The sequence below is a fragment of the Micromonospora sp. NPDC047465 genome (assembly GCF_040643125.1).
Lineage (GTDB): Bacteria > Actinomycetota > Actinomycetes > Mycobacteriales > Micromonosporaceae > Micromonospora.
Map to the genome: position 1 here is coordinate 42,769 of NZ_JBEYTP010000026.1, position 24,054 is coordinate 66,822.

Annotated in this window: 23 protein-coding genes; 16 read left to right on the forward strand and 7 right to left on the reverse strand. The window is 73.9% G+C overall.

The genetic code is table 11. The features are described from left to right. Nucleotides 1-6 precede the first annotated feature (6 nt). The 4 genes from ABZ793_RS22620 to ABZ793_RS22635 all read left to right on the forward strand — a co-directional run bounded on the left by ABZ793_RS22620 (nt 7) and on the right by ABZ793_RS22635 (nt 4,927). The gene (locus ABZ793_RS22620) at nt 7-939 is read left to right on the forward strand and encodes a ComEA family DNA-binding protein (RefSeq protein ID WP_357460390.1); all 933 of its coding nucleotides are present in this window, start codon (nt 7-9) and stop codon (nt 937-939) included. A 41-nt stretch (nt 940-980) separates the two neighbouring features. Beyond that, nucleotides 981-3,386 carry a ComEC/Rec2 family competence protein gene (locus tag ABZ793_RS22625; RefSeq protein ID WP_357460392.1) on the forward strand — a complete coding sequence of 802 codons (2,406 nt, stop codon included), beginning with the start codon at nt 981-983 and terminating at the stop codon, nt 3,384-3,386. 123 nt (nt 3,387-3,509) lie between these two features. Next, entirely contained in the window at nt 3,510-4,490 is a 981-nt protein-coding gene (gene holA / locus ABZ793_RS22630; protein ID WP_357460511.1) for a DNA polymerase III subunit delta, read from the forward strand. Then, nucleotides 4,487-4,927 carry a hypothetical protein gene (locus ABZ793_RS22635; protein ID WP_357460395.1) on the forward strand — a complete coding sequence of 147 codons (441 nt, stop codon included), beginning with the start codon at nt 4,487-4,489 and terminating at the stop codon, nt 4,925-4,927. Before holA ends, ABZ793_RS22635 begins: the two co-directional genes overlap by 4 nt. A gap of 191 nt (nt 4,928-5,118) precedes the next feature. Here the strand turns inward: ABZ793_RS22635 and rpsT are convergent, their stop codons facing one another. Next, a complete protein-coding gene (gene rpsT / locus ABZ793_RS22640) occupies nt 5,119-5,385 on the reverse strand; it encodes a 30S ribosomal protein S20 (RefSeq protein ID WP_091104033.1) in 267 nt (88 codons plus the stop codon). Between the two features lie 349 nt (nt 5,386-5,734). Continuing rightward, nucleotides 5,735-6,721, reverse strand: a complete 987-nt coding sequence (locus tag ABZ793_RS22645; RefSeq protein ID WP_357460397.1) for a phosphotransferase — start codon at nt 6,719-6,721, stop codon at nt 5,735-5,737. A 95-nt stretch (nt 6,722-6,816) separates the two neighbouring features. Between ABZ793_RS22645 and ABZ793_RS22650 the strand changes: the two genes are divergently transcribed. From ABZ793_RS22650 to ABZ793_RS22685, 8 genes are all read left to right on the forward strand, one after another. Then, nucleotides 6,817-7,353 (forward strand): DUF4240 domain-containing protein, encoded by a 537-nt coding sequence (locus ABZ793_RS22650; protein ID WP_357460400.1) that lies wholly within the window; start codon nt 6,817-6,819, stop codon nt 7,351-7,353. A 179-nt stretch (nt 7,354-7,532) separates the two neighbouring features. Further along, complete coding sequence (lepA, locus tag ABZ793_RS22655; RefSeq protein WP_357460402.1) at nt 7,533-9,410, forward strand: translation elongation factor 4; 1,878 nt, start codon at nt 7,533-7,535, stop codon at nt 9,408-9,410. Between the two features lie 330 nt (nt 9,411-9,740). After that, nucleotides 9,741-10,028 carry a GlsB/YeaQ/YmgE family stress response membrane protein gene (locus tag ABZ793_RS22660; protein ID WP_357460405.1) on the forward strand — a complete coding sequence of 96 codons (288 nt, stop codon included), beginning with the start codon at nt 9,741-9,743 and terminating at the stop codon, nt 10,026-10,028. 331 nt (nt 10,029-10,359) lie between these two features. Next, on the forward strand, nt 10,360-10,647 hold the full coding sequence (locus ABZ793_RS22665; protein ID WP_091104043.1) for a GlsB/YeaQ/YmgE family stress response membrane protein: 288 nt from the start codon (nt 10,360-10,362) through the stop codon (nt 10,645-10,647). Between the two features lie 215 nt (nt 10,648-10,862). Next, nucleotides 10,863-12,152 carry a sugar ABC transporter substrate-binding protein gene (locus ABZ793_RS22670; protein ID WP_357460407.1) on the forward strand — a complete coding sequence of 430 codons (1,290 nt, stop codon included), beginning with the start codon at nt 10,863-10,865 and terminating at the stop codon, nt 12,150-12,152. Beyond that, entirely contained in the window at nt 12,149-13,135 is a 987-nt protein-coding gene (locus tag ABZ793_RS22675) for a sugar ABC transporter permease (protein WP_357460409.1), read from the forward strand. The genes ABZ793_RS22670 and ABZ793_RS22675 overlap by 4 nt, the downstream gene beginning before the upstream one ends. A gap of 23 nt (nt 13,136-13,158) precedes the next feature. Beyond that, nucleotides 13,159-13,989, forward strand: a complete 831-nt coding sequence (locus ABZ793_RS22680; RefSeq protein WP_350710906.1) for a carbohydrate ABC transporter permease — start codon at nt 13,159-13,161, stop codon at nt 13,987-13,989. A gap of 102 nt (nt 13,990-14,091) precedes the next feature. Continuing rightward, nucleotides 14,092-14,733: an MOSC domain-containing protein gene (locus ABZ793_RS22685; RefSeq protein ID WP_357460412.1), complete on the forward strand. Its 642-nt coding sequence runs from the start codon at nt 14,092-14,094 to the stop codon at nt 14,731-14,733. A 134-nt stretch (nt 14,734-14,867) separates the two neighbouring features. Here ABZ793_RS22685 and ABZ793_RS22690 read toward each other — a convergent pair whose 3' ends face one another. From ABZ793_RS22690 to ABZ793_RS22700, 3 genes are all read right to left on the reverse strand, one after another. Further along, on the reverse strand, nt 14,868-15,803 hold the full coding sequence (locus ABZ793_RS22690; protein ID WP_350710905.1) for a phytanoyl-CoA dioxygenase family protein: 936 nt from the start codon (nt 15,801-15,803) through the stop codon (nt 14,868-14,870). 188 nt (nt 15,804-15,991) lie between these two features. Next, complete coding sequence (locus tag ABZ793_RS22695) at nt 15,992-16,852, reverse strand: hypothetical protein (protein ID WP_357460414.1); 861 nt, start codon at nt 16,850-16,852, stop codon at nt 15,992-15,994. Nucleotides 16,853-17,088: 236 nt separating this feature from the next. Further along, complete coding sequence (locus ABZ793_RS22700) at nt 17,089-17,892, reverse strand: enoyl-CoA hydratase family protein (RefSeq protein ID WP_357460416.1); 804 nt, start codon at nt 17,890-17,892, stop codon at nt 17,089-17,091. A gap of 19 nt (nt 17,893-17,911) precedes the next feature. Here ABZ793_RS22700 and hemW point away from each other — a divergent pair, with 19 nt between their 5' ends. Further along, the gene (hemW, locus tag ABZ793_RS22705) at nt 17,912-19,135 is read left to right on the forward strand and encodes a radical SAM family heme chaperone HemW (RefSeq protein WP_357460513.1); all 1,224 of its coding nucleotides are present in this window, start codon (nt 17,912-17,914) and stop codon (nt 19,133-19,135) included. Nucleotides 19,136-19,260: 125 nt separating this feature from the next. Here hemW and ABZ793_RS22710 read toward each other — a convergent pair whose 3' ends face one another. Continuing rightward, nucleotides 19,261-19,923 carry a DUF4870 domain-containing protein gene (locus tag ABZ793_RS22710; protein WP_357460418.1) on the reverse strand — a complete coding sequence of 221 codons (663 nt, stop codon included), beginning with the start codon at nt 19,921-19,923 and terminating at the stop codon, nt 19,261-19,263. Between the two features lie 245 nt (nt 19,924-20,168). Between ABZ793_RS22710 and hrcA the strand changes: the two genes are divergently transcribed. The 3 genes from hrcA to ABZ793_RS22725 all read left to right on the forward strand — a co-directional run bounded on the left by hrcA (nt 20,169) and on the right by ABZ793_RS22725 (nt 23,240). Then, entirely contained in the window at nt 20,169-21,191 is a 1,023-nt protein-coding gene (gene hrcA / locus ABZ793_RS22715; RefSeq protein WP_357460420.1) for a heat-inducible transcriptional repressor HrcA, read from the forward strand. A 73-nt stretch (nt 21,192-21,264) separates the two neighbouring features. Continuing rightward, nucleotides 21,265-22,410, forward strand: coding sequence for a molecular chaperone DnaJ (gene dnaJ, locus ABZ793_RS22720; protein WP_350710901.1), 1,146 nt, complete (start codon nt 21,265-21,267; stop codon nt 22,408-22,410). Nucleotides 22,411-22,505: 95 nt separating this feature from the next. Then, nucleotides 22,506-23,240, forward strand: a complete 735-nt coding sequence (locus ABZ793_RS22725; RefSeq protein ID WP_357460423.1) for a 16S rRNA (uracil(1498)-N(3))-methyltransferase — start codon at nt 22,506-22,508, stop codon at nt 23,238-23,240. A gap of 3 nt (nt 23,241-23,243) precedes the next feature. On the opposite strand, the gene ABZ793_RS22730 is transcribed toward ABZ793_RS22725, so the two are convergent. After that, the gene (locus ABZ793_RS22730; RefSeq protein WP_357460426.1) at nt 23,244-24,005 is read right to left on the reverse strand and encodes an SDR family oxidoreductase; all 762 of its coding nucleotides are present in this window, start codon (nt 24,003-24,005) and stop codon (nt 23,244-23,246) included. Between the last annotated feature and the right edge of the window lie 49 nt (nt 24,006-24,054).

Consider the following 24,054-nt stretch of genomic DNA (forward strand, 5'->3'; position numbering starts at 1 on the left):
CGCGTCGTGTCAGACGACGAGGAGACGGTGGTCCGGGAGCGGCTGCGCCGGCTGGTGACGGGCCCGCCCTCGGCCGGTACGCCGGCGCGCGAGACCCGGTTCGCCGAGCACACCGGATGGTCCCCGCCGGCACCGGCCGGGACCGACCCGGAGTCGTGGCCGGGGCCCGGTCCCGGCGCCGCTCCGGCGTTCCGGTCGGCGCCGGCCCTCGCCCCGGTCCCGACCGGGCGGACGACGCCGCCGGAACCCGATCCGCCGCCCGAGGCCACGGCCGGGGCGGCGACGTCCTCCCGGTTGCCGGGGCCGGGCGCGTTCGACCCCGGGCGGTGGGGTGTGCGGGCGCTGGCCGTCGTCGCCGTGCTGGTGGTGCTCGGGGCCGGCTTCTGGGCCTGGCGGTCCCGACCGCAGGCCGAGCCGGTCCGGCCCGTGGCCACCGCCGAGCCGCCCGCGGTGTCGGCGACCGGGCCGGTGGAGCCGGGGGAGTCCCCGGCCGGCGAGCTGGTGGTCGCGGTCGCCGGCAAGGTACGCCGTCCCGGGCTGGTCCGGGTGCCGGCCGGCGCTCGGGTCGCCGACGCGGTCGAGGCGGCCGGCGGGGCGCTGCCCGGAGTGGACGTGGCCCTGCTTAACCCGGCCCGCAAGGTCACCGACGGGGAGCTGATCCTGGTCGGCGTCGCCGCCGCGCCGGGAGCGGCGCCACCACCCGGCGCGGCACCCGGCGGGGCGCCGGGAGCGGCGCCCGGCGCGGGCGGCCGGCTCAACCTGAACACCGCGACGCTCGCGCAGCTCGACGCCCTGCCCGGAGTGGGTCCGGTGCTCGCCCAGCGCATCCTCGCCCACCGCGACCAGCAGGGCGGCTTCCGTTCGGTCGGCGACCTACGCCAGGTCGACGGCATCGGCGACGCCCGGTACGAGCAGCTCAAGGACCTGGTGACGGTGTGACGGCGGGCGGAGCGCCCGCGCGGGCCGAGGGACCGTCGCCGGTGACGGCTGCCGCCGGCGGCACGCCGGGCGTCGCGGGGCGCCGGCCGGCGGAGGAGCCGGACCTGCGGCTGGCCGGCCTGGCCCTGGCGGCCTGGCTCGCCGCGCTGGCCGGGCTGCACCTGACCGCCGTCGGGACGCTGTTGCTGGCGGCGGTGGCCGCCGGGTTGGCGGGCCTGGCCGGGCTCCACCTCGTCGGCGTCCTCGGCCGGCCGTCCGCCCCCGTCCGGCGGTACGGCTGGATCGCCGTCGCGGTGCTGATCGGCGTGGTCTGCGGCGCGACGGCGACCGCCGCCCGGGTGTCCCTCCGCGACGCCGGGCCGGTACGCGCACTGGTCGAGGAGCGTGCCGTCGTCACCGCCGAACTCGTCGTCCGCGACGACCCCCGCCCCGTACGCGGTGTCGCCGGACGGCCGGCCACCCTGCTCGTGCCGAGCGAGCTGACCGGGGTCACCGGCCCGGACGGGCGGCGGGTTGTCGCGCCGGTCCGCGTGCTGGTCCTCGCCACCGACCCGGGTTGGAAGGGATTGCTGCCCGGGCAGCGGCTGACCGCCGAGGGGAGGCTGGCCGTCCCGCGCGGAGGGGACCTGACGGCCGCCGTGCTGAGCGCGGCCGGCCCGCCGGAGCGGCACGGCGCGGCGCCGACGTCGCAGCGGGCGGCCGGGGCGCTCCGCGCCGGCCTGCAACGCGCCTGCGCGCCGCTCCCCGACGAGCAGGGCGGCCTGCTGCCCGGCTTGGTCGTGGGCGACACGAGCCGGTTGCCGCCCACCGTGGAGGAGGATTTCCTCGCTACTGGCATGACCCACCTGAACGCCGTCTCCGGCTCCAACGTGGCCATCGTCGTCGGCGCCGTGCTGCTGCTGGCCCGTTGGGCGCGGGCCGGCCCCTGGCTGGCCGCCGGGCTCTGCGGGCTGGCCCTGGTGGGGTTCGTCGTCCTGGTCCGCCCCTCGCCGAGCGTGGTGCGGGCCGCCACGATGGGCGCGATCGGGCTGGCCGCGCTGGCGGCCGGGCGTCCCCGGGCGGCCCTGCCCGCGCTGTCCGCCGGCGTGGCCGTGCTGTTGCTGTTCGACCCGGAACTGGCCGGTGACGCCGGCTTCGCGCTCTCCGTGCTGGCCACCGGCGGCCTGCTGCTGCTCGCTCCGAGGTGGCGCGACGGGCTGCGTCGCCGTGGCGTGCCGGCCGGGTTCGCCGAGGCACTGGCGGTGCCGGCCGCCGCGCAGCTCGCCTGTGCCCCGGTGGTGGCCGGGATCTCGGGCACGGTGAGCCTGGTCGCCGTGCCGGCGAACCTGCTCGCGGTGCCGGCGATCGCGCCCGCCACGGTGCTCGGCGTGCTGGCGGCGGCAGTGTCGCCCGTCTGGCCCGCCGGGGCCGAGTTCCTCGCGTGGCTGGCCAGTTGGCCGGCCTGGTGGCTGGTCACGGTGGCGCGGCACGGGGCGCGGCTGCCGGCCGGGACGCTGCCGTGGCCGGGCGGGGTTCCCGGGGCCCTCCTGCTGGCCGGGCTGACCGTCGCGCTGCTGGTGGCCGCCCGACGCCCGGTGGTCCGCCGGCTGGTGGCGGTGGTCGTCGTCGCGGTGGTGGCCGGCGCGTTGCCGGTGCGGCTGGCGGCCCCCGGCTGGCCCCCGGCGAACTGGGTGGTCGCCGCCTGCGCGGTCGGCCAGGGCGACACCGTCGTGCTGCCGGTCGCCCCGGGTCGGGCGGTGGTGGTCGACGCCGGGCCGGATCCGGCGGCGGCGGACGGCTGCCTGCGCCGGCTCGGCGTACGCGAGGTCGCGCTGCTGGTGTTCAGCCACTTCCACGTCGACCACGCGGGCGGTGTGGCGGGCGTGTTCCGGGGACGGCCGGTGGACGCCGTGCTCGCTCCGCAGTGGGCGGAGCCGGCGGCCGGGCGGGACCTCGTCCGCGCCGAGGCGGCGGCGCACTCGACCGAGGTGGTCGCCGGCCGGGCCGGTTGGCGGTACCGGGAGGGCGTGCTCGACCTGGTCGTCGTCGGTCCGCCCCACCCGCTTCGGGGCACCCGGTCGGACCCGAACAACAACTCGCTGGTGCTGCTCGCCACGGTCGCCGGGGTGCGGATCCTGCTCGCCGGCGATGCCGAGACCGAGGAGCAGCGGGCGCTGCTCGACGGCGCCGTGCCGGGCGGGCTGCGGGCCGACGTGCTGAAGGTGGCGCACCACGGCTCCGCCTACCAGGATCCGGCCTTCCTGGACGCGGTCCGCCCGGCGGTCGCCCTGGTGCCGGTCGGGGCCGGCAACACGTACGGGCATCCGCACCCGGCGGTGCTGGGGCGGCTGGCCCGGGGCGGGGCGCGGGTGCTGCGTACGGACACCGACGGGGACGTGGCGGCGGTGCTCGGCCGGTCGGGCCTCGCGGTCGTGACGCGCGGCACCCCGCCGGGTCGGCAACCGTAGGAGTCGATGCCAATTCTCGGCTTTGGCGGCGTACTGAGATAAATGTCTGGATTTGCACTGAGTGCGGGCTCTGCCGTCACAGAGCGGATGACCAGGCTGGATCGGGCCGCCGGCCGTGCGAATATGGGCGGCGTGACCGCCGCCAGCCTCGCTCCCATTCTGCTCGTCCTCGGCGACGAGGAGCTGCTCGCCACGCGCGCGGTCACCGAAGCCGTCGCCCGGGCCCGCAGTGTCGACCCCGACGTGGACGTCCGCGAGTACCAGGCCGGCGCCCTGGCCGTCGGCGAGATCGCCGAGATGCTCAGCCCCTCCCTCTTCGGCGGGCGGCGGGTGCTGGTGCTCCGCGCCGGCCAGGACGCCCGCAAGGACCTGGTGGCGGCCCTGCTCGCGTACGCGAAGAACCCCGACCCCGAGGTGCAGCTCGTCGTGCTGCACCTCGGCGGGGCCAAGGGCAAGGCGTTCGCCGACGGGCTGAAGGCGGCCGGCGCGACGGTCGTGCCGGCGGCCAAACTCAAGGGGCACCGCGACCGGGTGGCGTTCGTCCGCGACGAGATCCGCCGCGCCGGCGGGAAGTGCACCGACGACGCCGCCGAGGCGCTCATCGCGGCGGTCGGCAACGACCTGCGTGAGCTGGCCGCCGCCTGTTCCCAGCTGATGGCCGACACCGACGGCCGGATCGGCGCCGACACGGTCGCCCGCTACTACCGGGGCCGGGTCGAGGTGAGCGGCTTCACGGTCGCCGACGCCACCATGGTCGGCGACGTGCCGGCCGCCCTGGAGGCGCTGCGCTGGGCGCTGCACGTCGGGGTCGACCCGGTGCCGATCGCCGACGCGATCGCCGACGGCGTACGCACCGTGGCCCGGGTGGCGTCCGCCGGTCGGGGCAGCCCCTACCAGTTGGCGAGCAGTCTGGGCATGCCGGCGTGGAAGATCGAGCGGGCGCAGCGCCAGGGGCGCGGATGGACGCCCGAGGGCCTGGTCGAGGCGATGCGGGCCGCCGCCGAGTGCAACGCGGCCGTCAAGGGTGGGGCGGACGACCGGGCGTACGCGCTGGAGCGGGCCGTCTTCTCGGTCGCGGCCGCCCGGCAGGGTGGCGCCCGGTGAGCGGAGCCCTCCGCGGCTCGTGGGCCACGATCCCCGCCGACGAGGAGCGCTACCGGCCGCTCTACGCCCGGGTCCTCGGGCTGCGCGTCGTCAACCCGGGCGGGGTGCTCTGCTTCCTCTTCTTCGAGGGCGCCGTCGCGCTCGCCGCGCTGCTCGCCCTCGCCGAGCTGGTCACCTGGTGGGCGGTGCTGATCCTGCCCGCGACGGTGGCGGTGATGGTGAAACTCAACGACATGGTGGCCGCCATGGTGGTCCGGTCCGCGGCCCTCGTGCCGGAGCAGGAGCGGGACCGCTTCCGCCAGCAGATGCAGCCCGTGGTCGGGCGGGCCAGGGTCGACTGGATCACGCACAGCGTGCCCGGCGTGGTCGTCACGGCCGAGCCGGTGGCGCGGGCGGCCGGTGACGGGACGGAGACCCGTCGGCCCGCCCGGCCGTGATCGTCGGCCCGCCCGGCCGTGATCGTCGGCATGCTCAGCCGTGATCCGCAGCCCGCTCAGCCGTGATCGTCGGCACGCCTGAAGCCCGGCCGGGTTCTCCCGGCCGGGTGGTGGTGCGGAACGCAGAAGGGCAGACAGCCGGAAGCCCCGGGGAGTGCCCGGGGCTTCCGGTCAGGTCTGAGGTCGCCGCGTCAGGCGGAGAGCGACACCACGCGCTTGGCGATCGCGGACTTGCGGTTCGCGGCCTGGTTCGAGTGGATCACGCCCTTGCTGACCGCCTTGTCCAGCTTGCGCGAGGCGTCGCGCATGAGGATGGTGGCCTTCTCGACGTCACCAGCCTCCGCGGCCTCGTGGAACTTCCGGACGGCGGTCTTCAGCGACGACTTGACCGACTTGTTACGCAGCCGGCGCTTCTCGTTCTGCCGGTTGCGCTTGATCTGGGACTTGATGTTCGCCACGCGACAGCCTCGTCTTGATAGCTCGGGTTGGTCTGCTTTTGCGCGCGACGAGCAGGCGTCATCGCTGCGCGAAAAGCCAGGTTACCAGGTCGCCCGGGACGAGCCAAAACGGCTCCGCCCAGGCCCTGGTGGGGCGTGTCCGGTCGGGCACGGGCCGGTCGGGCACGGGCCGGTCAGGAGCCGGACACCGGTCGGGCACGGGCCGGTCGGGCACGGGCCGGTCAGGAGCCGGACACCGGTTGGGCACGGGCCGGTCGGGAGCCGGACCCGGCCGGGCGCGGGCAGCCGGGGCGGGGAGTCCGGCCGGCGCGTGCGGAGAGGCCCGGGTGCCGGCCGAGGGCACAGGGGGTCAGGCCCAGCCCTGCCGGTGGGCGAGCCAGGCAAGTGACTGCTCGCCGCTCCACCGCTGGTGCGCCGGCAGGTGCGGCGACGCCGTCGCGGGCACCGAGGCGGCCGTGGTGAGAAAGTAGCCGGACAGGGCGGCCAGCGTGACGTCCAGCGCGTCCGGGGGCGCGCCCGCCGCCGCCGGATGCCGGGCGAAGAGCGCGTCGGCGTCCAGGCCGCCGGCGTACGCGGTGAGGAGCAGGCTGACCAGGTCGAACCAGGCGGGTCCGTGGCAGAGCCAGGTCCAGTCGCAGAGCCAGGCTCGGCCGGTCCCGTCGATCAGCACGTTGTCCAGCCGGAGGTCGCCGTGGATCAGGCCGTTCGCCCCGGCGGCGTACCCGGGGAGGCGGGACTCCAGCGCGACCAGGTCGGGCAGGCGGTCGCGCACCCGTTCGGGCAGCGGCGGCGACGGCTCCCGTCCGGCGGCCACCTTGCCCCACCAGAGGATGTCCTCGCGGGCCAGGTCGGCGAGGTGGGGCAGCCCGAGCGCGGCCAGCGGGGCCGGGGGCGCGGCCAGCGCGGCGGCGACCTCGGCGTACCCGGCGAGGGTGGCGGTCAGCTCGGCCGGGTCCCAGGGCAGCCGGGGCGTGTGGCCGTCGACGGCGTCCAGGCAGAGCGCGAACCAGCCGGCCTCGTACAGCGTCCAGCGGGGGCGGGGAGCCGGCAGGCCGTCGGGGAGCCGGTCGAGGATCGCGGCCTCCCGGGCGTACCAGTCGACCAGGCGCGGTTGCTCGGCGGCGGACGCGGCCTTGACGAAGGCCCGGTCCCCGGCGGCGGTGGTGAGGACGGCGGCGAAGCCCCGGGTGAAGCCGGCGCCGGCCACGCGGGCGGCGACCACCGGGGCGCCGATCCGGGCGGCGATCGCGGTGCGCAGGGCCGCGGGCAGCGTCTCCCACGCCGGCCGGCGGGCGGTGGCGTGGTACGGCACCGGGGGCGGGAAGGTCGGGGTCACGCCACCATGCTGCCGGGGCACCGTGCGGGCCGCGACTCGTCGGGGTGTTCCCGCTGCCGCGGGACGGGCGGCGCGGTCTGCCAGACTGCCAGGCCATGAGGACCGACGACTTCTGGCAGTTGATCGACCGGGCCCGGGCGGGCGGCGGGGGAGAGCCGCACGCGGTCGCCGCGCGGGCCGTCGCCCTGCTCGCCGAGCGCGACCCGGACGACATCGTCGGGTACGCCCGCCACCAGGCCCGGGTGCTGTCGGCCTCGCACAAGGCCGACCTCTGGGGTGCGGCCTACCTGATCAACGGCGGGGTGTCCGACGAGGGCTTCCACCACTTCCGGGGCTGGCTGATGGCCCAGGGCCGCGAGGTCTTCGCCCGCGCCGTCGGTGACCCGGACTCGCTGGCCGGGCTGCCGCAGGTGCGGGCGGCGTCCCTCAGCGGCGAGGAGTTCTCGGCCGAGGAGATGCTGGCGGTGCCGTGGGACGCCTACCGCAGGGCCACCGCCACCGAGCTGCCGGCGGACCGGGAGCCGGCGCCGGTGCCGGACCTCAACGACCTCTGGGACTTCGACGACGAGGAGGAGGCCAGGCGGCGGTTGCCCCGGCTCGCCGCCCTCTTCGTCGAGCCGCCCGCCGAGTGACGCCGGCCGGGGGCGTCGGCGCAGTGACGCCGTGCGCCGGCATGCCCGGCGTGGGGTCCGCGGGTGATCCTCGGCGGCGGGGATCGCCCGCGCAGTGGGCGCGCGGCGGCGACGTGGGAGCATAGAGGGGGCCGGCGTCGTGCCGGCCCGCTCACGTCAGCCGACCAGAACGGACCGCTGTGCCACCGACGCTCGATTCCGGCGCGAACGCTCCTGGTGCCACCGACCCGGCGCGCATCAGGAACTTCTGCATCATCGCCCACATCGACCACGGGAAGTCGACCCTGGCCGACCGGATGCTGCAGCTCACCGGCGTGGTCGACCCCCGGCAGATGCGTGCGCAGTACCTCGACCGGATGGACATCGAGCGCGAGCGCGGCATCACGATCAAGAGCCAGGCCGTCCGGATGCCCTGGACCGTCCGGGAGGGCGACCGGGCCGGCGAGACCGCCGTGCTCAACATGATCGACACTCCGGGCCACGTCGACTTCACCTACGAGGTGTCCCGGTCGCTGGCCGCCTGCGAGGGCGCGATCCTGCTGGTCGACGCCGCGCAGGGCATCGAGGCGCAGACCCTGGCGAACCTCTACCTGGCGCTCGAGAACGACCTGCACGTCATCCCGGTGCTCAACAAGATCGACCTGCCGGCCGCCCAGCCGGAGAAGTACGCCGAGGAGTTGGCGCGCCTCATCGGCGGCGACCCGGCGGACTGCATCAGGGTCTCCGGCAAGACCGGCGAGGGCGTGCCGTACCTGCTCGACGAGATCGTCCGGCAGTTCAAGCCCCCGGTCGGCGACGCCGAGGCCCCCGCCCGCGCGATGATCTTCGACTCGGTCTACGACGTCTACCGGGGCGTGGTCACCTACGTCCGGGTCATCGACGGGCGGATCAGCGCGCGTGACCGGATCAAGATGATGTCCACCGCCGCCGTGCACGAGCTGCTGGAGATCGGCGTCATCTCGCCGGAGATGGTGAAGGCCGACGCGCTCGGCGTCGGCGAGGTGGGTTACCTGATCACCGGCGTGAAGGACGTCCGCCAGTCCCGGGTGGGTGACACGGTCACCATCAACTCCCGGCCGGCCGCCGAGGCCCTGGGCGGCTACAAGGACCCGAAGCCGATGGTCTACTCGGGCCTCTACCCGATCGACGGCTCCGACTACCCCAACCTGCGCGAGGCGCTCGACAAGCTCAAGCTCAACGACGCCGCGCTCGACTACGAGCCGGAGACGTCGGGTGCGCTCGGCTTCGGCTTCCGCTGCGGCTTCCTCGGCCTGCTGCACCTGGAGATCATCCGGGAGCGGCTGGAGCGCGAGTACAACCTCGACCTGATCTCGACCGCGCCGAACGTGGTCTACCGGGCCATCACGGAGGACGGCCAGGAGATCGTCGTGACGAACCCGAGCGAGTACCCCACGGGCAAGATCGCCGAGGTGTACGAGCCGGTCGTGCGCGCCACCGTGCTGACCCCGAACGACTACGTCGGCGCGGTGATGGAGCTCTGCCAGGGTCGCCGGGGGAGCCTGCTCGGCATGGACTACCTCTCCGCCGACCGGGTGGAGCTGCGCTACACGCTGCCCCTCGCGGAGATCATCTTCGACTTCTTCGACCAGTTGAAGAGCCGCACCAAGGGCTACGCCTCGCTGGACTACGAGCCCTCGGGCGAGCAGTCGTCCGACCTGGTCAAGGTCGACATCCTGCTGCACGGTGAGCCGGTGGACGCGTTCAGCGCGATCGTGCACAAGGACAAGGCGTACAACTACGGGGTCACCATCGCGGCGAAGCTGCGCAACCTGATCCCGCGCCAGCAGTTCGAGGTGCCGATCCAGGCGGCCATCGGCAGCCGCGTGATCGCCCGGGAGACCATCCGCGCGATCCGCAAGGACGTGCTTGCCAAGTGCTACGGCGGTGACATCAGCCGCAAGCGCAAGCTGCTGGAGAAGCAGAAGGAGGGCAAGAAGCGGATGAAGATGGTGGGCCGCGTGGAGGTCCCCCAGGAGGCCTTCATCGCCGCGCTCTCGTCCGACTCCGGGGATGGCAAGGCCCCCGGCAAGAAGTGACGCGCCGCCGGTCCGCCGGCGGATGACGACGTACGACGGCCGGCGCCCCGGCCGGGCAGCGGACCTCGGTGGTCCCGCCCGGGCCGGGGCGTCGGCCGTTCGCGTCCGAAGAGTTCCTGCGGCCCGCCCGAGGCCGGGACGGCCCGCGACGGGACGGTCCGCCACCTGCGCAAACGGCTCCGCGGCGGTATTCGCCGCGGCGCGCCATTGACGGCCGACGCCGCCTGTCCGGGTGCGAACCGGTTTGGCTTTTCCCCGATTCGGGCACATTGCGGTCACGACAGGAACACCACAGACCGTGGAATTGATTATTCGCAGAAGGAGGGCGACGTGGAGCTCACCGTTTGGGGCATCATCACTGCGCTCATCGTTGGTCTGATCGTCGGCGCTCTGGGTCGCCTGCTCGTGCCGGGCCGCCAGAACATGCCGATGTGGCTGCACATGCTGATCGGTGTCGGCGCCGCGCTGCTGGGCACCGTCCTGGCTCGGGCGATGGGCATCGCCACCGAGACCGCCGGTATCGACTGGGGGGAGTTGCTGGTCCAGGTCGTGTTGGCCGCCGTCGCCGTGGCGCTGGTCGCCGGCGTGGGTCGTCGCCACAGCGTCACCCACCGGTAACCCCCACCGCGTTCGACGGGCGTCCGACCACCGGGTCGGGCGCCCGTTTCGCGTCCGTCGACGGTCCGGTCGACCTCCCGGACGCCCCCGGCCCCCGCCGGGGGCCGGGGGCGGGGGCGCGGCCCGCGTGAGCACGTGTCCGGACTCCGCATTCCACGGCGTGCCGCCGCCCGGCCCGGCCCCTTTTCGCGGTCGGCGTCCCGTCTGGGCGGGCGGGCCACCCGGTGTCCCGGAAAGCCGGTTTGGGGCTGTGGCGGGCAGGGAACCTATCGGTCACGACAGGAACACCACAGATCGTGGAACTCATTTCTTTCATCCGAAGGAGGGCGACGTGGAGCTCACCGTTTGGGGCATCATCACTGCGCTCATCGTTGGTCTGATCGTCGGCGCTCTGGGTCGCCTGCTCGTGCCGGGCCGCCAGAACATGCCGATGTGGCTGCACATGCTGATCGGTGTCGGCGCCGCGCTGCTGGGCACCGTCCTGGCTCGGGCGATGGGCATCGCCACCGAGACCGCCGGTATCGACTGGGGGGAGTTGCTGGTCCAGGTCGTGTTGGCGGCCATCGCCGTGGCGCTGGTCGCCGGCGTGGGTCGTCGCCGCAGCGTCACCCACCGGTAACAATCACAGCCTGAACTCGACGGGCGTCCGACCGGCAGGTCGGGCGCCCGTTCGCGTGGGTACGACCTGATTCGCCCCGCTGCCGACCCCCGCGGGATCTTCCCCTGCGGTACCGTCGCCTCGCTTCCGCCGAACCGCCCACTGTCGTAAAGGATTTTTTCCTACTAAGGTGCGGCGGAGAAGGTTAGTGCCAAGTGGCGCGAGGGAGATATGGCGTGAACAGGTGGAAGCGGCTGGCCCCGGTCACCGCCGTCGTGGCCTCGGCCGCGATGGTGCTGGCCGGCTGCGGTGGCTCCGATGACGAGAAGGCCGCAGACAACAGCAAGCTGACGGTCTGGATGATGGGCGAGGGAAGCGAGGCCCAGACCAAGTTCCTCGACGGCGTCGAGGCCGAGTTCCGGCAGAAGCACCCGGACACCGACGTGGTGGTCCAGTACATCCCCTGGCTCGAGGCGCCGAAGAAGTTCCAGGCCGCCCTCGCCGGCGGTGAGGGGCCGGACGTCACCGAGCTGGGCAACACCGAGACCCAGGGCTGGGCGGCGCAGGAGGCGCTGGCCGACGTCACCGACAAGATGAACGGTTGGGCCGAGGGCAAGGACATCCTCCCCGACCTGGTGAAGAACGCCCAGCTCGACGGCAAGCAGTACGGCGTGCCGTGGTACGCCGGCGTCCGGGCGATGTACTACCGCACCGACTGGTTCGCCGAGGCGGGCGTGAAGCCGCCGACGAATTGGGACGAGCTGGTGGCCGCCGCCAAGGCCGTGCAGGCCAAGAAGCCGGGCAAGTACGGCATCGCCCTGCCGGGCAACTCCGAGCTGCCGTTCTACTCGTTCCTCTGGGGCGCGGGCGCCGAGATCGCCACCCAGCAGGGCGACACCTGGAAGTCCGGCTACACCACGCCGGAGGCGCAGAAGGCCGTCAAGTTCTGGACCGACCTGGTGACGGTGCACAAGGTGGCGCCGCCGGCCGCCGCGGGCTGGAACGAGATCGACGCCCGGACCCAGTTCGCCACCGGCAACGCGGCGATGGCTTTCGGCGGCAGCTGGCAGCAGGGCGCCATCAAGAAGGACAACCCGGAGATCGAGAAGGTCTGGGGCACGTTCCCGATCCCCGGCCCGGACGGCAAGGCCGCGCCCGGCTTCGCCGGCGGCTCCGACATCGCGATCTGGAAGGACAGCGAGCGGCAGAACCTCGCGTGGGACTACCTGACCGTGCTGCTGAGCAAGAAGAACGACCAGGCATTCGCCGACAGCCTCGGCTTCTTCCCGGTCTACAAGGACCTGGTCGGTGGCGACAAGTACGCCAGCGACAAGATCATGGCGGCGTTCGCCACCACGATGCAGAACACCAAGCTCACGCCGCTCACCCCGAAGTGGGTGGAGGTCAGCCGCACCAAGACGGTGACCCAGGCGATGAACAGCTCGGTCATGAAGGGTCAGAAGACGGTCGAGAAGGCTACCGCCGACGCGGCCGCGGAGATGGAAAGCATCCTCAACGCCAAGTGACCACGCTGACCGAGGCGCCGGAGGCGGCCGCCGCGCGGGAGAACCCCGCGCGGCGGCGCCGCCGGGTGGACCGCCTGCCCTACCTGCTGCTCCTGCCCTGCCTGGTGATCATCGGCGTGCTGCTGCTCTGGCCGCTCGGCCAGGTGGTGGTGATGTCCTTCCACCAGCTCAACAACGTCCGCCAGCTGCGCGGTGACCGCGAGTGGCCGTGGGTGGGGCTCGGCAACTACACCGAGATCCTCGGCGACCCGTTCTTCCTGACGGTGCTGCGCAACACCGTCCTCTTCGCCGCCGCCAACGTCGTGCTCACCATGATCCTGGGCACCCTGGTCGGGCTGCTGCTCAACCGGCTCGGCAAGCGGATGGCCACCTTCGTCGCCAGTTGCGTGATGCTCGCCTGGGCCACCCCGGCGCTGACCGGCACGATCGTCTGGAAGTGGATCTTCGACGACACCAGCGGCCTGGTCACCTGGCTGTTCAACGCGCTGCCCGACGGGCTTTCGCAGAGCCTCTTCGGGCGCAGCGACTGGACCGGCTACGGCTGGTTCAACTCGCCCCTGTTGTTCTTCTCGATCCTGACCCTGGTGGTGGTCTGGCACTCGTTCCCGTTCATCGCGGTCAGCGTGCTGGCCGGGCTGAAGAGCGTGCCGAGCGAGCTGCACGAGGCGGCGCGGGTCGACGGCGCCGGGCCCTGGAGGGTGTTCTGGAAGATCACCTTCCCGCTGCTGCGGCCGGTGTTCGGGATCCTGATCGTGCTCTCCACCATCTGGGACTTCAAGGTCTTCACCCAGCAGTTCGTGCTGGCCGGCGGCACGCAGGACCGGCCGACGTTCATGCTCTCCATCTACTCGTACGCGGAGGCGTTCTCGCCCCCGCCCAAGTACGGCCTCGGCGCGGCGATCGCGGTGATCCTCACCCTGATCCTGCTGGTGGTGACCGGCCTCTACGTCCGCATGGTGCTCAAGCAGGAGGAGGACGCGTGACGCGACGTGGAGGCGGTGCAGGCGTGAAGCGGATCGCCCTCAACGGCGCGGGGCTGCTGGTCGCGCTCTTCGCCGCGTTCCCGGTCTACTGGATGATCGCCACCTCGCTGAAGCCGAGTTCGGAGATCTTCTCGTCCACGCCCCGGCCGGTGCCGTCCGAGCCGACGCTGGAGCACTACCGGCAGATCCTCACCGGCAACCTGATCCCGGGCGTGACCTTCGCCGACTTCTTCCTCAACAGCGCGCTGGTCGCGGTCTCCACGGTGCTGCTCAGCGGCCTGGTCGCGCTGCTCGCCGCCACCGCCGTGGCCCGGTTCCGGTTCAAGCTGCGGACGTCGTTCCTGATCATGCTGCTGGTGGTGCAGATGATCCCGCTGGAGGCGCTGGTCATCCCGCTGTTCCTGATGATCCAGCGGCTCGGGCTCTACAACACCCTGCCCAGCCTGATCCTCACCTACCTCGGCTTCTCGCTGCCGTTCGCGGTCTGGATGCTGCGGGGCTTCGTCGCCGCCGTGCCGAAGGAGCTGGAGGAGGCCGCCGCCATCGACGGGGCGAGCCGGGCGCAGACCTTCCGGAAGGTCCTCTTCCCGCTGGTGGCCCCCGGCCTGGTGGCGACGAGCATCTTCTCGTTCATCACCGCCTGGAACGAGCTGATCTTCGCGCTGACCTTCATCAACGACCAGGAGAGCTACACCCTGCCGGTCGCGATGACGTTCTTCTTCGGCCGCGACGACACCGCCTGGGGCCCCGTGATGGCCGCCTCCACGCTGTTCACCCTGCCGGTGATCATCTTCTTCCTGTTGGTGCAGCGGCGGATGGTCTCGGGCCTGGTGGCCGGCGCCGTCAAGGGCTGACGTCCGCGTGAGGAAGGGTCCCTGGTCAACGCACAGCGTCGACCAGGGACCCTTGTTTTGCCCCCTCCGGGCGCGTCCGCGGGGCGGGCTAGGCTGACCGCCATGACGGGCAGGCTGGCAGCGGTGAATCTCGGCGGTGTGACCGAGGCGGAGTGGGCGGGCGACGCGAGCGGGCGCACCGGCATCGACAAGCGGCCGGTGGACGGCCCCGTGCTGCTGCGCGCCGACGGGGTGGCCGGCGACTTCATCGGCGAGCGCGCCCACCACGGCGGCCCGGACCAGGCGGTCTACGCGTACGCCGAGGAGGACGCCGGCTGGTGGGCGACCGAGCTGGGCCGCGCCATCCGCCCCGGCGGGTTCGGCGAGAACCTGACCACGTACGCGGTCGACGTGACCGGAGCGGTGATCGGCGAGCAGTGGGCGATCGGGTCGGCGCTGCTCCAGGTGACCAAGCCCCGGACGCCGTGCACCACCTTTGCCGGCTTCTGGGGCGTACCGGACCTGATCAAGCGGTTCACGGTGCGGGCGAAGCCCGGGGCGTACCTGCGGGTGCTGCGCGAGGGCGAGGTCGGCGCGGGTGACCCGGTCGAGGTGGTCGACCGGCCCGCGCACGGGGTGACGATCGGCGAGGTGTTCCGGGCGTTGAACCTGGAGCCCGACCTGCTGCCCCGGCTGCTCGACGCGCCGGAACTGCCCGAGCCGATCCGGGAGAAGGTGCGCCGCCGCCTCGCCCGCCGCCGCTGACCCGCCGCCTCGCCGGCTGACCCGCCGCCTCGCCGGCGGTACGGGTGCCGGAGGCGTGGGAACGCGGAACGGGCCCCGTCCCGTGGGGGAGGGGCCCGTTCGGTGTCGCCTCGGCGGGGAGCCGGGTTACCGGCTCAGCGGAGCCAGGGGATGCTGCGGTCGAGCAGGCCGCGCTGCTTGAGCTCCTTGCGCAGCGGGATCTCGTCGTCGATGTAGCCGTCCCAGTTGATGCCCCAGTAGTTGGCGGTGTGGGTGCCCTCGCCGCAGAGCTGGCGCTGCACCGGCGTGCGGTTGGCCCACCACTCGCCGTCCTTGTCGATGTGCAGCTCGTCCAGCGGGCGGATCCACCGGTAGGTGTAGCCGACGAAGAGCATCTTGCGCGTGATGGTTGACAGGTTGGTCGACCGGGAGTGCCACTGGCGGCGGTCGAAGATGAAGGCGTCACCGGGGTTCGCGGTGATCTCCACCGTGCCCTCCGGGTCCGGGTTGTGCACGGAGGTGTCCTCCGGGCGCGGCAGGGAGTTCCACAGGTGGCTGCCCGGGATCACCTTGGTGGCGCCCCGGCCGTTCTCCGACAGGTCGGAGAGCACGTAGGCCACCTTGAGGGAGAACATCGGCCGGGGAAGGTTCGGGTCCATCGTCTCCGGGTCGGAGTTCTGCCGGTACCCGTCCTGGTGCCAGCCCCAGTACGGCTTCTCCGGCTCCAGCGCCGGCGGGGTGACGTCCAGGTGGTTGTGGTGGGTGTAGATGTTCCAGCCGGCGAGGCCCCACATGTACGGGAAGGCGATCGGGTGGGTCAGCAGGTCGCCGAAGAGCTCGTCCCGCTCCAGGAAGCCCAGCAGGTGCAGGGTGCCGTCCTTGGTGGTGTTGCCCTTGGCCTTCTCCTCGGCGTAGACGCGGTCGACCGCCGCCTCCAGCGCCGCCCGGTGGTCCTCCGTCAGGACGTTGCGCAGCAGGAGGAAGCCCTGCTCGTGGAACTCCTTGCGGTCGGTGTCACTGATCGGTTCGTAACCGGTCCGGTCGCCGTAGTCGAACACCTCGACGTCCCCTCCCCATCGGGCGAAAACCATTGCTGGCACAGGCCGCCGATCGTAACGCGCTGGTTCCGGTGCGGGGTACTACCCCGCGTGATATGCGACCGTTGCCCGAACCGTGGGGAGTTGAACGGCTACAATCCGTTGCCCTGAGGGGGATGGCCGGGGCTTCTGTCCTGGAATGACGGATTGTGCGGTGACTGCCGGTAAGGAGATGGGAGTCCCTACGCCTCGGCGAAGACCTCGGCGACCACCCGGTCGCCGGTGGCATCGTCACCGACCTGGTTCCAGGTGCCGTCGCGGGCGGTCCACTCCAGGCCGCCGAAGCGCACCCGCTTCACCCCGTGGTCGTGCGCGTGGGAGACGAGCCAGTGCGCGTAGCGCCAGCCCCGGCGCTCGTCGGCGGCGGGGACCGTGAGGCCGGTCAGGTCCGCCGCGGTGGTGGCGGCGGCCAGGCCCCAGTCCAGTGACAGCCCGCGGGTCAGCGCGGTCGCGGCGGCCGCCCCGCGCATCGCCGGGTCGCGGCCCACCGTGCAGGCCACCGCGCCGGTGGCGTGCCCGAGCAGGGCCCGCGTCAGCACTTCCGACTCGTCCGCCCACTTCTGGTACGCCTCCGGGAAGGCGGAGCGCTGCACCTTCTGCGCCGCGTCGGTGACCCGCATCCGCTCCCAGCCGCGCACCTTCTTCAGCGCGGCGTAGAACCGGTTCGCCGCGTACCGGGGGTCGCGGATCTCCTCCGGGCTGCCCCAGCCCTGGCTCGGGCGTTGCTGGAACAGCCCCACGGAGTCGCGGTCGCCCCCGGCGAGGTTGCGCAGGCCGGATTCCTGGTACGCGGTGGCCAGCGCCACCACGACGGCCCGCTCGGGCATCTTCCACTGGATGCCGATCGCCGCGATCGTCGCCGCGTTGGCCATCTGGTCGGCGTCCAGGGCCACCCGGCCGTCCGCCTGCACCGTGCACGTCCGGCTGGACAGCGGCAGGCGCAACTGCCCACCCACCTGCCGGATGACGAGCCAGATTCCGACCACGGCGACGAGGACGAGGACGACGCCGCCCGCCACGACTGCCCGAGTTCGCACCCACACCCCCTGTTCGACAGTCCGACAAGCGTACGTCCCCCGTGGTGCCTGCCGGGGTCGTCCGACCGGTTCCCGCCGGCCCGCCGCGCGTGGCACCGGCCGGCGGGGCGCTCCCGAGAGCGCCGAACGGCCCCGGGGGCGGGCCCGGATGTTCCCGTTTCCCGCGCCGCCTCACCTCTCCCGGACGGCCGTGGCCGACGGCGTTCCCTACCGCCTGCCGGTCGACGGCGTCTCCCGCCCGCCTACCGGCCGTCGGCGTCGCCGTCGGCGGCGGGAACCCAGCGGGCCCTCCGCTTCTCCCGGAACGCCAGCACGCCCTCGCGGCCCTCCTCCGAGAGGAAGTACCCGGTCGAGAGGGTGGACAGCCCGGCGACCTCCTCCCGCAGGTCGGTCGCGGGCGGCCGGCGCAGCAGTTGCTTCGCCCCGGCCAGCGCGCCCGGCGCGCCCCGGACCAGCGAGTCGCAGTAGGTGGCGACGGCGGCGTCCAGCCCGTCGGCCGGCACGGCGGCGGTGACCAGGCCGATCTCCGCGGCGCGCCGGCCGTCGAAGGTGTCCCCGGTCAGGTAGAGCTCGGCCGCCGCGCGGGGGTGCAACCGGGGCAGCACGGTCGCGGAGATCACCGCCGGGATCACCCCGATCCGCACCTCGGTGAAGGCGAACGTCGCCTCCTGCGCGCACACCGCCAGGTCGGCCGCCGCGATCAGGCCCAGCCCGCCGGCCCGCGCCGGGCCGGCCACCCTCGCCACCACCGGCTTCGGGCACTCCCAGACCGCCGCGAGCACGTCACCCAGCATCCCGGCCGGCACGCTCCCGCTGGCGTACGCGGCGGCGGTCTCCTTGAGATCCGCCCCCGAGCAGAAGACCGGCCCGGTGTGGTCCAGCACGACCACGCGTACGGCGTCGTCGGCGACCGCCTCGGACAGGCCGGCCAGCAGCTGGGTCATCAGCGGCGTGGAGAGCGCGTTGCGGTTGTGCGGGCTGTCCAGGGTGAGGGTGGTCACCCCACGGGCCGTGGCGGCCCGCACGAGCACGTCGGGAGAGGTCATGCCGGGCACACTAGTGGCCATGCCCGGCGTCCTTCCAGAAGGCGAATCCGTTCCCGTCGACGGCTCGCTGCCCGCCGCCGCCACCCGCGCGGTCGGCGCGCGCGGCTTCGGCGTGTACGTGCACGTCCCGTTCTGCGCCAGCCGCTGCGGCTACTGCGACTTCAACACGTACACGGCGGCCGAGTTGGGCGGCGGGGCGAGCCGGGAGGGCTACGCCGACACCGTGCTGGCCGAGCTGGCGCTCGCCGGCCGGGTGCTGGGCGATGCCCCGCCGCCCCGGGTCGACACGGTCTTCGTCGGCGGCGGTACCCCGACCCTGCTTCCCGCCGACGACCTGGCCCGGATCCTCGACGGCATCGACCGCGCCTGGGGGCTCGCGCCCGACGCCGAGGTGACCACCGAGGCCAACCCGGAGTCGGTGACCCCGGAGTCCCTGCGGGCGCTGCGGGCGGCCGGCTACACCCGGATCTCGCTGGGCATGCAGTCCGCCGCGCCGGGGGTGCTGGCGATCCTCGACCGCACGCACAGCGCCGGCCGGGCCACCGCCGCCGCCCGGGAGGCCCGCGACGCCGGGTTCGAGCACGTCAACCTCGACCTCATCTACGGCACCCCGGGGGAGAGCGAGGACGACTTCGCGGCCTCCCTCGACCAGGTCGTCGCCGCCGGGGTGGACCACGTCAGCGCGTACGCCCTGATCGTGGAGGACGGCACCCGGCTCGCCGCCCGGATGCGGCGCGGCGAGCTGGCGTACCCCTCCGACGACGTCGCCGCGGACCGCTACCTGGCCGCGGAGGCCGCCCTCGACGCGGCCGGTTTCTCCTGGTACGAGGTGTCGAACTGGGCCCGCGGCGACGCGGCCCGGTGCCGGCACAACCTGCTCTACTGGACCGGCGCCGACTGGTGGGGCCTCGGCCCGGGGGCGCACAGCCACGTCGGCGGCGTGCGCTGGTGGAACGTGAAGCATCCCACGACGTACGCGAAGCGGCTGGCCGGCGGCGAGTCGCCCGGCCTGGCCCGGGAGGTGCTCACCGCCGACGAGGCGCACATGGAGGACGTCATGCTCCGGCTGCGGCTCGCCTCCGGGCTGCCGCTGGACGCCCTCGACGACGCCGGCCGGGCCGGCGCCGAGCGGGCGCTCGCCGACGGACTGCTGGCCGGCCCCGACCACGCGGCGGGCCGGGCGGTGCTGACCCTGCGGGGGCGGTTGCTCGCCGACGCGGTCGTCCGCGACCTGCTGCCCTGAGGCGCGGAGGCCCCGCCGTGCGGCGGCGCGGGCGGGGAGGCCCCGCCATGTGGCGGCGCGGTCGGGAAGGCCCACGCCGTGTGGCGGCGCGTGGCCGGTCCGGCCGGGGGAGCGGCCGGCCCGGCTCACCTGGTGAAGCTGTAGGCCATCGGGTAGCGGTAGAGCACGCCCTCGTTGGCCTTGACCCCGGCGACGATCCCGAAGATCAGCGGCACCAGCCAGACGAGCATCGGGACGAAGAACAGGATCCCGCAGGTGATCAGGGTGAGCACCCAGCTCAGCACGCCCACGATCGCCCAGGTGATCTGGAAGTTCAGCGCCGCGACGGCGTGCGCCCGGACGGTCGGCGACTGTTGCCCCCGGGCCATCAGCGCGATGAGCGGCGCGACCCAGCCGAGCAGGCCGCCGCCGACGATCACCCCGACCGCGCCGCCGAAGTGGGCGATCAGGGCCCAGTTCTTGTCCTCGTTGTTGGCGTAGCCGCCGGTGGGCGCGCCGTAGCCGCCGCCGGTCGGATAGCCGACCCCCGGCGGGGGGTAGCCGCCCGGCGGGGGATAGCCCCCGGGCGGCGGGTAGCCACCCGGCGGAGGGTAGCCGCCCGACGGCGGTTGGTCACCGGTGGGCGGCGGATAGCCACCGGGCGGGGGATAGCCGCCCGGGCCCGGTGCCCCGGACAGTGGTGCGGTGGGTTCGTCGGAGCCGGCCGGCCCGGGAACCCCCGACGGAGCGGCCGGGTCCGGCCGGTCGCCGGGGTCCCCCGCTCTGGGAGGGCGAGGTGGTTCAGTCATGGACGTCACGGTAGGGGCCGCGGGCAAGGCCGCACCAGAGCGACTCCGACCGGGATGTCCGGATGATCGGCTCTGGCGCCGCCGCCTCCGCGGGCCGTGTGGCGCCGGTCGGATCGCCGTCCCAGGTTGATCATCGCGTCGGCGGGCGCGCCGACGTAGACTGGCACTCGTCCGTAGCGAGTGCCAGCAACCCGCCCGCCCCTCGGGGCGCGGGGGGTCCGACGTGCGACAGGAGGTGGGGAACGATGGGTCTCGACGACCGCAAGCTCGCCGTGCTGCGCGCGATCGTCGAGGACTACGTCGCCACGCAGGAGCCCGTCGGCAGCAAGTCGCTGGTCGAGCGGCACCAGCTCGGGGTCTCCCCGGCGACCGTCCGCAACGACATGGCCGTGCTGGAGGAGGAGGGCTACATCCGCCAGCCGCACACCAGCGCCGGCCGGGTGCCCACCGACCGCGGCTACCGGCTCTTCGTGGACCGGCTGTCCAAGGTCAAGCCGCTCAGCCCGGCCGAGCGCCGCGCGATCGAGCGTTTCCTGGTCGGCGCGGTCGACCTCGACGACGTGGTGCACCGCACCGTACGGCTGCTGGCGCAGCTGACCCGGCAGGTCGCCGTGGTGCAGTACCCGAGCCTGGCCCGCTCCTCCGTCCGCCACCTGGAGCTGGTGCCGATCTCCACGACCCGGCTGATGCTGGTCATGATCGCCGACACCGGCCGGGTCGAGCAGCGGCTGGTCGAGCTGCCCGGGCCGATCCCCGCCGACGACGTCACGGACCTGCGCCGGCTGGTCAACGAGAAGCTGGTCGGCACCCGGCTGTCCGAGACCCCGCCGCTGGTGCAGGCGCTGGTCGACGAGTCGGTGCCGCACCTGCGGCCGGCCATGACCACCCTCTCCACCGTGCTGCTGGAGACGCTGGTCGAGCGGCACGAGGAGCGGATCGCGCTGGCCGGCACGGCCAATCTCACCCGCGGCGGCCTGCTCGACTTCCAGGGCTCGCTGCGCCCCATCCTGGAGGCGCTGGAGGAGGAGGTCGTGCTGCTCAAGCTCATCGGCGAGGCGGAGCCGAGCACGACCCGGGTGCTGATCGGCGACGAGAACGAGATCGACAACCTGCGCGCCGCCTCGGTGGTCAGCACCGGCTACGGGCCGGGCGCGACGATCGTGGGTGGGCTCGGCGTGCTCGGGCCGACCCGGATGGACTACCCCGGCACCATCGCCACGGTGAGGGCCGTGGCACGCTACGTGGGCGAGCTGCTGGCCCAGAACTGACCAGTCAGGGCCGACGGCCGGCTCCGGCCGACGACCGGCGCAACGCGAGACGAACATGAGGACACGGAACGCAGTGGCCAGGGACTACTACGGCATTCTCGGGGTGAGCCGGGAAGCCTCCGACGACGAGATCAAGCGCGCCTACCGGAAGCTGGCGCGGCAGTTCCACCCGGACGTCAATCCGGACCCGGAGGCACAGGAGAAGTTCAAGGACATCAACGCCGCGTACGAGGTCCTCTCGGACGACCGGAAACGGCAGATCGTCGACCTGGGCGGCGACCCGCTCGCCCCGGGCGGCGGGGGCGCGGGAGGCCCGGGCGGTCCCGGCGGCGCCGGCCCGTTCGTCGGCTTCCAGGACATCATGGACGCGTTCTTCGGCGGCGCGGCCGGCGGGTCGCGGGGCCCGCGACCGCGGACCCGGCCGGGCGCCGACGCGATCCTGCGGCTGGAGCTGGACCTGAACGAGACCGCGTTCGGCGTCGAGGCGCCGATCACCGTCGACACCGCCGTGCTCTGCACCACCTGCTCCGGCGCCGGCACCGCGGCCGGCACCCATCTCGCCACCTGCGAGGCGTGCGGCGGCCGTGGCGAGGTGCAGTCGGTGCAGCGCACCTTCCTCGGTCAGGTGGTCTCCGCGCGCCCCTGCACCGTCTGCCAGGGCTACGGCACCACCATCCCGCACCCCTGCCCGACGTGCGCCGGCGACGGCCGTGTCCGCACCCGGCGTTCGCTGACCGTCAAGATCCCCGCCGGGGTCGAGGACGGCATGCGCATCCGGCTGGCCCAGCAGGGCGAGGTCGGCCCGGGCGGCGGCACCGCCGGCGACCTCTACGTCGAGATCCACGAGCGGCCGCACGACGTCTACTCCCGCAAGGGCGACGACCTGCACTGCCGGGTCACCGTGCCGATGACCGCCGCCGCCCTCGGCACCCGGCTGACCATCAAGACGCTGGACAGCGAGGAGACGGTCGACGTCAAGGCCGGCACCCAGCCGGGCAGCACGCTGCGGCTGCGCGCCCGGGGCGTGCCGCACCTGCGCGGCACCGGCCGGGGCGACCTCTACGTCCACCTCGACGTGCGTACCCCGACGAAGCTCGACGCCGACCAGGAGCGGATGCTGCGCGACTTCGCCAAGACCCGGGGCGAGGAGGTCGCCGAGCTGACCAAGCAGGGCGGCTTCTTCTCCCGGATGCGCGACGCCTTCAACGGCCACGCCTGACGGCACGCCCCCGGGCCGCCGCGCTCCGCGGCGGCCCGGTCGGCTCCACCGCCCTCGCCGCCCCGACGGCCGCCGGGGCGGCTAGCCTGATCGTCGTGTCCGCGCCGCTGTTCCTGGTCGAGTCGCTGCCCACCGCCGACCGGCTGACCCTCGACGGCCCCGAGGGGCACCACGCCGCCACCGTGCAGCGGCTCCGCGTCGGCGAGGAACTGCTGCTCGCCGACGGGCGGGGCGGCACCGCCGCCGCCGTGGTCACCGCCGTCGGCCGCGGCACCCTCGACCTGGAGATCACCTCCCGGGGGTACGTCGACGCCTCCGTCCCGCGCCTGGTCGTGGTGCAGGGCATCGCCAAGGGCGACCGGGGCGAGCTGGCCGTGCAGGCGATGACCGAGGTCGGGGTGGACGAGATCGTGCCCTGGGCGGCGGCCCGCTCGGTCACCCAGTGGCGCGGCGACCGGGGCGTACGGGCGCGGGAGAAGTGGGCGGCGACCGCCCGGGAGGCGGCCAAGCAGGCCCGCCGCGCCTGGCTGCCCGTGGTGGCGGGGACGCCGGACGAGTCCACCGCCCGGGTCGCGCGCCGCATCGGCGGGGCCGCGGCGGCGTTCGTGCTGCACGAGGAGGCGCAGGAGCGGCTGACCACCGTCGAGCTGCCGGCCACGGGCGAGATCGTGCTGGTCGTCGGGCCGGAGGGCGGGATCGCCGACAGCGAGCTGGACACCTTCACCGGGGCCGGGGCCCGCGCCGTCCGCCTGGGCCCGTCGGTGCTGCGCACCTCGACGGCCGGCGTGGCCGCCCTCGCGGTGCTCGCCACCCGCCTCGCCCGTTGGTGACGCTCAGCTGCGCAGGTAGGAGGCGCCGTTCAGGTCGACGATGGTGCCGGAGGCCCACTCCGACTGCGGGGAGGCGAGCCAGTGCACGGCGGCGGCGATCTCCTCGGGGCGGCCCACCCGGTTGAACGGGCTCTGCGCCCGGATGGCGGCGCCCCGCTCCCCGCGCAGGTGCTCCGTGGTCATGTCGGTCTCCACGAAGCCCGGGGCCACCGTGGCGACGGTGATGCCGTACGGGGCCAGGGCCACCGCCAGCGACTGCCCCAGCGCGTTCAGCCCCGCCTTGCTCGCCCCGTACGCCGGCTGCTCCGGCTCGCCCCGGAAGGCGCCCCGGGAGGAGACGTTGACGATCCGGCCGCCCCGGTCGCGCATGTGCTGGGCGGCGCACCAGATGACGTTGCCCGCGCCGGTCAGGTTGGTCTCCACCACCTGCCGCCACTGCGCGCGCCACTGCGCGTAGGAGGCGCCGAAGACCGGGTGCGGGGCGTCCCGGTCGCCGTACACCCCGGCGTTGTTGACCAGCACGTCCAGCCCGCCCAGCAGGCCGGCCGCCTCGTCCACCATGGCCCGTACGGCGTCCGGGTCGGTCAGGTCGGCGCGGACCACCACGTGCCCCTCGCCGGGCAGTTCGGCGCGCAGCCGCCCGGCCGCCTCCGCCGAGTCGCGGTGGTGGATCGCCACCCGGTCCCCGCTCGCCGCGAACGCCGTCGCCACCGCCCGCCCGATGCCGCGCGAGGCCCCCGTCACCAGTACCGCCCGTGAAGTCACGCCGGCCATCATGCCGCGCCGGCCCCGTCCGCCGTGATGAAGGGCCCCC

Excerpts from the sequence above, each read along its gene's own strand:
- holA (WP_357460511.1), top strand. The coding sequence starts at position 3,510 with ATGGGCGGCGTGACCGCCGCCAGCCTCGCTCCCATTCTGCTCGTCCTC.
- ABZ793_RS22650 (WP_357460400.1), top strand. The coding sequence starts at position 6,817 with ATGAGGACCGACGACTTCTGGCAGTTGATCGACCGGGCCCGGGCGGGC.
- ABZ793_RS22685 (WP_357460412.1), top strand. The coding sequence starts at position 14,092 with ATGACGGGCAGGCTGGCAGCGGTGAATCTCGGCGGTGTGACCGAGGCG.
- ABZ793_RS22690 (WP_350710905.1), bottom strand. The coding sequence starts at position 15,803 with ATGGTTTTCGCCCGATGGGGAGGGGACGTCGAGGTGTTCGACTACGGC.
- ABZ793_RS22700 (WP_357460416.1), bottom strand. The coding sequence starts at position 17,892 with ATGACCTCTCCCGACGTGCTCGTGCGGGCCGCCACGGCCCGTGGGGTG.
- hemW (WP_357460513.1), top strand. The coding sequence starts at position 17,912 with ATGCCCGGCGTCCTTCCAGAAGGCGAATCCGTTCCCGTCGACGGCTCG.
- ABZ793_RS22710 (WP_357460418.1), bottom strand. The coding sequence starts at position 19,923 with ATGACTGAACCACCTCGCCCTCCCAGAGCGGGGGACCCCGGCGACCGG.
- hrcA (WP_357460420.1), top strand. The coding sequence starts at position 20,169 with ATGGGTCTCGACGACCGCAAGCTCGCCGTGCTGCGCGCGATCGTCGAG.